Here is a 7199-nt window from a genome sequence, read left to right as displayed (position 1 = left end):
GTGGAGTTTGAGAAGGCCATGGGCAAGGTAGAAAACATTGATGAAGCTTTAAACACAATGCTAGACTTAACTAGTGAAAGCATATTGACGGGTAATTTTGACGTTGAGACCATTGAGGCTGCAGAGGAGCTTATAGTTTCCTCCGCGGGAAGGGAGCTCGAGCCTGGAAAACGGCTTAAGGAAATAGAGGACATGATGAGGGAGTAATCGTAATTCCTTTTGATTTTTACTTGATTATCTTCTCAAGTGTTTGAGAGTGGCTCTTTGAGTTGAAAATCCTTTATTTCTCAACTCACCTTTCCATTATCTAAGCTTAGCTTGGAGATAGTACCTATCGCTTTTCTTTGATATGTTTGGTATGTATATCTAAGCAAAGCTTAGATTTAGATAAGCCCAAGGTAAGGCAAAAGTTCAGAATCCAAGGATAATGTAAAGTGCACAATAACACATAAGCGAAAGGATGGGGAAAGATATTTACCCCCACTTGTGCAAAACATAATTGGTGGGAAAATGAAGTTCAAGGTCATCCTCGAGCCGCAACCAGAAGGGGGATATGTGGCATATGTCCCCGCACTTCTAGGGTGCATGAGTCAGGGTGAGACCAGAGAAGAAGCTCTAAAAAACATAAAGGAAGCTATTAAGCTTTATCTCGAAGTGCTCGAGGAGAAGCAACTAGGCAAGACCTTGAAGAAGTTCGTCAAGCACTCAGACAAAAGCCAAATCGTCGAGGTATCATTATGAAGCTTCCGAGAGACGTTTCTGGTGAGGAAGTTATCAAGACTCTCCGAAAGTTGGGCTATGTACCTGCAAGGCAAAAGGGTTCTCATGTTGTGCTCACGGGACCTAGTGGAAAATCATTGTTGTCCCATTGCACAAGAGGCTAAAGACTGGTCTTCTCAGGGCCATCATTCGAGAGGTTGGAGTTTCAATAAAGATTTTTATCGAGCTTCTTGAGGATCCCTAAGAACCTATTTTTGTATGAGATTTTTGCAAGCGTCGGTGGTAAGTCGACTTTCTACCGATATCGGACATAAATATTATATACTTCCGCTAACAAAAGAAGTAACTCAAGAACAAAACTTCCGCTGGTGATGGCATGAAGGCAGTGGCATATATTAGGGTCTCGACCCGAGAACAAGATGAGAACATCCAAAGACAAGCCCTCGAAGAGTTTGCCGAAGCAAGAGACATTCAAATTCTTGGCTGGTTTGTGGACAAAGGAGTAAGCGGTGCCAAACGCTTCAAAGAACGTGAGGGAGCCCAAGCCCTTCTCGGCTTCATCAAAAATAATCCTGTGGACGCGGTTATTGTATTTGCCATTGACAGGCTCGGGAGGAACATGGAGGACACAGTAAACACCATCAAAGAGCTGGAAGAACAAGGGATCAAGGTCATCTCTATCAAGGAAGGATTCCTTCAAACTATGGACGACAACATCAGGAAGCTCATCTTGTCCATCTTGAGCTGGGTGGCCGAGTTTGAGAGGAAAAGGCTGAGAGAGAGGCAGTTAGCAGCCTGGGAGTCCGGAAAGCAGAAGGGAAGACCTCCAAAACTGAGCGATGTAACACTCAAGCGCTACCTCAAAAAGTACCCAGACCTGCCCATAAAAAGCCTGTGGAAGATTATGAAAGCCGATGGCATTGATATAAGCTACGATTGGCTTAGGAAGAGGATTAAAAGACTAAAAAAGAAGGAACTTAACAAGAGTACACTCGTTACGAGAGAGCGAGGGCACGAGCTTGACATTTCAGGCTAGGGGTAAAAAGGCGGATTAGTTGGATAAACACAGAGAAAGGAGTTATTAGGTTTCTCTTTGAGAATAGAACACCGAGTGTGAGAAACCAACTTCCTCAAGCAAACAACTTGTAATAATCATCCCTCGGCTCATAAATTCTCCCATTTATTTTTAAATCCTTAAGAATTTCCTCGACTTCTCCCCTAACAATACCAACTCGAAAAGCCTCTCTTATTAACTCATCCTTTGGAACACCCCACTCCGTCATGTCCTGAAGCCTCTTGATAATACTCAGAAGCTTCTCTTCTTTCGTCATCTCTTCTACTGATTTCCCAACCTCAATTATCGAAACATCCAGATTTCCAGCCTCATCCAAAGCTATTTTTCTTAAAGACCACTCCATAAGCTTAATCACGTCTTCAACATCCTCTCTAGTTATCACATCACTGAGTCTCATCCTAGCCCTCGCCTTTGCGAGCCTAACTAATCCTTCAAGTTGTCTAGCCGTAATTGGAATCGGCCTAGTTCCATCATCACTTATGAATACCTGATTCCTAACTCTCACATAATAATTTTTAAGAAGTTCTGCAGCCCCGTCGGACAATTCAGGCTCATAATTTTGTCTAGCGTATGCTAGGTACTTCCTGAGCAAATCTGGGGGGATAAACTCTATTTCACTCGCCTTTTTACCAGTAAGCTTATATCTTAAAACATGGTTAGCAATGGCGTCATCTCTCACCACGTCTGGTTCGTCCACCAGAACAAAAATCAGATCAAACCTACTCAATAACGTTGGCGGAAAATCAATTTGTTCATGAAACTTTTTCATAGGATTGAAGCGACCTCCCTTTGGGTTTCCAATAGCAATGACCGTAGCTTTCGCTGGTAGGGTCACGTTCATGCCAGCCTTGCTAACACTTATCGTCCCATGCTCGAGAGCTTCATGAATTGCTACCCGATCCTTATCATCCATCTTGTCGAACTCGTCAATCACACAGATGCCGCCATTTGATAGGACGAGAGCCCCCGCTTCGATCACCCACGAACCAGTGACCTCATCTTTCACGGCACTTGCAGTAAGACCGGCTGCTGAACTCGTCTTAGCAGTAGTCCAGATTCCCCTCGGTATTATTTGTCTGAGAAATCGAGAGATCGTGGACTTTGCAGTTCCTGGGTCTCCGATGATGAGAACATGGGAGTGCCCCCTAGTCACTGTCCCATCGGGAGCTATCCAATCGCCCCCACTAAAGAGGGCCAATGCGATTCCCTTTTTAATTTCGTAGTAGCCATGAATGCTCGGGGCAATTGAACGAACAATCAGATCAACGATATCCTCTCTCCTAGCAAGCTTTTTTATTTCTTCCTCTTCAGATTTCGAGATTTCTACATCCACTATTCTCTTTGTGACAACATCGACGTGATTTACTTCAAGAATTTTTTTAAAAATTGGAGGACCGCTCTTGTGCTCGAGAATCACCCTAAGAATCCCCGTGACCTTAACCCTGTCACCTGGAAGAAAAGCATCGACAAGATCGTCCAGAACAATAGCATCAATGAACCTCGCACTAGCCCCGACCATGGCATCAGGCAAGTCTTGAACTCTAAAATACTGGACGTCAGTGAACGTACTCTTGTCGACGTCAAGCTCAATGTTCCTGCTCCCACAAGCTTCACACTTGTCAGGCTTTACCAGAGCTGCATAAGGTTTTTGAAGTCTTACCATCTCTTGTCCACAATCCTTGCAGACGTAGACTGCTCTTGAAACGAAAGGCTTGTGTTCAAGCTGTCTCGAGACAATTCCCTCAATTTGTATGAACTTGGAGATATGCCATGATCCCACTTCCCTGACCGTTAGCGTCCTCGGAAGGTTGTAAAAGCGGACATGGATAGGGAGGCTATCTTTTCTGAAAAAATCCTCTTGAAGAATAACTTGAACTGCTCTCTCCGCTGCAAAGATTGTTTCGTCAGGATTATGAAGTAAACTCGTGGCAATCTTAGGACTGAAAGCAGCCAGATGTGCGTAGTCAACCTCAAGACTTTTCGTAAACCTAACAGTTAGAATATCCGCAAGCTTCTCGATGTAAACACGCTCTCCTTTATCAGTGGTGTATCTCCTGAAAAAGTCTAAAAACTCTTTAGTCATGTCTTCTATCGCATCAGAAATATCCCCTTCAGTCTCCTTCTCCTTACTAAGATAAAACCTGATGTCGTTCTTTAGGGAAGACGAAAGCTCAAAGAATTCCTCTCCGTCAATAACATAAATATTGACGAAAAGTCGATTTCTTAGGATCTCTGATACTGCCCGCTTAGCGGATGATTCTGACAACCCTTGCTCACGAGCTAACCTCTTGCACTCTTCAGTCAGTTCTTTTCTGTTTAATTTTCCCTTGGTGTACAACACATACAATGGCAAGACGTTGGAGGGGTAGATTTTGGGGTCAATCTTCTTGATCAACCTGACAAACTCCTCAAAACCCAAACTCTGTTCAAAATGGTTTAGTTTTTCATCTCGCAAGTTCTGTTGGTTCATCCTAAAGCTGAACTCCTGATCTTTTCCTGAACCGTAATTGGAGTCATCTGAACCTGCTGAATTTTTTGGTTCAGAGAAGGGTTCTTTTCCTCTCCGCAATTCTTGTAGGAACTTCTCAATCATCCCCAAATGTGAGTTTGTAATCTCGCTTGGAAGTTCTCCGAAAACACTCTCAATTAACCCCTTTTCCAAAATATTCAAGCCATCAACTTCAAGTTTCCCACTTTTTTTGATTTTCTCTTTCATGACCTCATAAACTTTCATTAAGTCATCTATCTCAAGCTCACCAATAAGTCGACGTGCCACTCTTTTACTATTAAGAGGATTGTACGCGCTCATGATTTGAAAAAAGGCACGAGGGATATTAAAATTAGCTGAAAAAATAAAAGAAAAAGGAAAACTTCAACAAGGATTTGGCAACAAAGGAATTGCAATGACGATCTTTTTCGTTGCTTTATCAATGAACACTTCCGGAATGCTCATTAGAAGAAGATACGCTTCCTCACAACGTCTTTTGTCAATTAAAGCCTGCACTACACGATTTATGACAAAAAATTTCAGCGGTCCTGCTTTCACGAGCTTCCGCACAATCTTTCCTAGGTGCTGGTCGGAATAAACCCTTGTGGTGATTCTCTGGTTTATTAGGTTGTAGGTGTAGGTCAGGTAATACCTCATTGCCATCACCCTTTAGGTCTTTTACGTGACAGAGTATAAACCTAGTTTTTCCAGGTAAGCGAAAAGAGCTAAATTTATTCTCCCCTTCTGCTAACACCACATTAAAGGAGGTGGTGTGATGGCGGGGATAAGCATGTTATTAAAGAAATCCCTTAAGAGCAGTGCCCGTGATATGAAAGAACTCAAAAAGAAGTTTAATGAAATCGAGAGAAAGTTCAATAATGGAGAAATAACTCCTGTAGAAGCATATACACAAATGAAAAATCTCAAACATGAATACTACACGACTGCTAAAGCTCAAAATAAAGGTGCCACGGAGTCTTGGGGCAGATTTATCGGACATAGGTTTCAAAAATTAGTGTACGAGTCTCTCAAGGTCTATGTGAGGGAGTTAAAGAAAAAATACAAAGACGACCCAGAGATCAAGAATCTCACCGTGTTTTCAAAAAAGGAGGTTAAAAAGAACAAAAATCTTATTCGAAAACTTACTGTTAAGTTAGAAAATTATTCAAAAGTCCCCAATCCACACATTGTCATTGCAGCTATTGATCCTTTAAACCCCGTGGATGCAAAAGTATTGGCGATAATCTGGTGCAAAACTACCCTAAAGGACGGAAAAATATACGCCCTAAACTATTGGAAAAGCTTGTTATTAAAATCAAATGCAACTAAGCACATTAAAGTCTACCTAGTCACTCCTGATAATGATAAATACTTTGATATAAACCCAAAAAGACGATCGCCTAACGGGAAAAGCAGATTTAGAGCAATGGCAGAAGAAGTATTGGACGGAATTTACATTATGAGAGACGACTTCAGGGATGAATGGGAAAACGAAAAAGTCAAGAGATATGAAAAAATAGTGAATGATTTAGTGAAGCTGATGAGAAAGAGCGATTGCTGAATTTTTATTTTAGTTTTTCTCCCAAATATTTTTCCGGATAAATCCCTATTGATATTAAGTTAATGTAAACGGAGAGAGTGTTTTTCCCTTGATAGCTTCAATAAGGGCATAAAATCTCAAGGAATTTTTTGCATGAGAGGGCCTGTTTTGAATAGAAACAGCTTATTATATGAGAAATTAGCTGACAAATAATCAAAATGGCTTTAATGTTTGAAAAAAGTCCAAAAAAGGGTTTTAAAAGGAGAGAGGTTTGGCAATAACAAGTTAGTGTAACTCCAAGTTTGCCCTTAATTTATCTCCACAATTTAACCTGTTCGAGAAGCCTGAGTTACTCTCTCGAGGTCAGAACCAAACGAAAAGGTTAATCAAGCATGCAAGCGTAGTTAAAATCATGAAATTAATCAAAGAAAAGAAAATCCCTTCAGAGTTAATGGGAAAAGAAGTCATTAACGACTTATTGAAGGTCTTTCTTATGAATCCCTACCTGAAAAGCCCCCATCTTATCGTGAGAGACGAAAAAGCAGAGTTTATCGTGGATCGCACATTTCATGTTATCAATCAAATTACCAATGGGATTAAACGAGATAAGACTGTTCAAATTTGTGAATATTATGGGAACCCCGAAGAAGTCCAAAAACTAAAAGACAAAACGAATCATGAGAGTATTAATATCGGGGGAAATGAAGCAAGAAAATTCAGTCAAAAAGAACTCAAAAAGCTATTTGAAAAGTGTTTAAAATCCAACGGAGCCATAATTAGCTTAAAAACTGAAGAGCAAGAGGCCATTATCTTCATTCCCATTCGAGAGGACCTGGAGTGGAATTGAACTTTTTTATTTAATTCGTAAGATTAAATATTCGCCTGCACGCTACGCCATAATGCACTAGTGGGTCGGAGGTGATGTGCCTGGAAGGAGTTTTAAGAGAGTTTTTCGAGAAGGATGGAGTGCTATTGTTCGCAAACAACACAAACGCACTGAAAAAAGCCGTGAACTATGCCCAACTCTTCGAAAGAGAAGCCTTGAATTTGAGAAACCTACTTGGCCTTGCATTCAAGCAAGAGCTGCAAAAACTCGCTGAAAGGCCAATCAAACTCTTGCTAAAGCAAGGAGCAGAAGTAAGACAGATTTACGTGCTAGAACTTGGAAAAAAGCACTTGGTCGAAGTTTTTGAGGACGTTTCGGAAGTGAAGATAGTCATCGGGCTGAAGAGAGATGCAGAACTTGTCGAAGTCATTAAAAGCTTCCCAATCAAAATTCTCAAAGAGCTTGGTTATGAGGTTGAGCGGGTTGAGAAGAAAGACACTGAAATTGAAATTGTATGCAGAAAGGGCAGAATAATTCTTTCTGGCGGGAT

General features: G+C 41.2%; 8 protein-coding genes and 1 pseudogene. 7 read left to right on the top strand and 2 right to left on the bottom strand.

The window, feature by feature from the left end; genetic code table 11:
• The 4 genes and pseudogenes from H5T41_10460 to H5T41_10445 all read left to right on the top strand — a co-directional run.
• A partial coding sequence (locus tag H5T41_10460) for a hypothetical protein (protein MBC7109182.1) occupies nucleotides 1-207 on the top strand: 207 nt, incomplete at its 5' end.
• A 303-nt stretch (nucleotides 208-510) separates the two neighbouring features.
• Nucleotides 511-741, top strand: coding sequence for a type II toxin-antitoxin system HicB family antitoxin (locus tag H5T41_10455; GenBank protein MBC7109181.1), 231 nt, complete (start codon nucleotides 511-513; stop codon nucleotides 739-741).
• Nucleotides 738-964: pseudogene (locus H5T41_10450) on the top strand (type II toxin-antitoxin system HicA family toxin). The gene H5T41_10455 and the pseudogene H5T41_10450 overlap by 4 nt, the downstream one beginning before the upstream one ends.
• Before the next feature lie 132 nt (nucleotides 965-1096).
• Nucleotides 1097-1756 (top strand): recombinase family protein, encoded by a 660-nt coding sequence (locus tag H5T41_10445; GenBank protein MBC7109180.1) that lies wholly within the window; start codon nucleotides 1097-1099, stop codon nucleotides 1754-1756.
• Between the two features lie 94 nt (nucleotides 1757-1850).
• Here H5T41_10445 and H5T41_10440 read toward each other — a convergent pair whose 3' ends face one another.
• On the bottom strand, nucleotides 1851-3878 hold the full coding sequence (locus H5T41_10440) for a minichromosome maintenance protein MCM (protein MBC7109179.1): 2028 nt from the start codon (nucleotides 3876-3878) through the stop codon (nucleotides 1851-1853).
• Nucleotides 3879-4667: 789 nt separating this feature from the next.
• Nucleotides 4668-4940, bottom strand: a complete 273-nt coding sequence (locus H5T41_10435) for a hypothetical protein (protein MBC7109178.1) — start codon at nucleotides 4938-4940, stop codon at nucleotides 4668-4670.
• A 118-nt stretch (nucleotides 4941-5058) separates the two neighbouring features.
• Between H5T41_10435 and H5T41_10430 the strand changes: the two genes are divergently transcribed.
• From H5T41_10430 to H5T41_10420, 3 genes are all read left to right on the top strand, one after another.
• Nucleotides 5059-5844, top strand: coding sequence for a hypothetical protein (locus tag H5T41_10430; GenBank protein MBC7109177.1), 786 nt, complete (start codon nucleotides 5059-5061; stop codon nucleotides 5842-5844).
• Nucleotides 5845-6235: 391 nt separating this feature from the next.
• Nucleotides 6236-6670: a hypothetical protein gene (locus H5T41_10425; GenBank protein ID MBC7109176.1), complete on the top strand. Its 435-nt coding sequence runs from the start codon at nucleotides 6236-6238 to the stop codon at nucleotides 6668-6670.
• Between the two features lie 74 nt (nucleotides 6671-6744).
• The coding region (locus H5T41_10420; GenBank protein MBC7109175.1) for a hypothetical protein at nucleotides 6745-7199 on the top strand (455 nt) is incomplete at its 3' end.

The sequence above is a fragment of the Methanomassiliicoccales archaeon genome (assembly GCA_014361295.1).
In the GTDB taxonomy this organism is placed as follows: domain Archaea; phylum Thermoplasmatota; class Thermoplasmata; order Methanomassiliicoccales; family JACIVX01; genus JACIVX01.
This window is presented reverse-complemented; position numbering and strand designations above follow the sequence as displayed.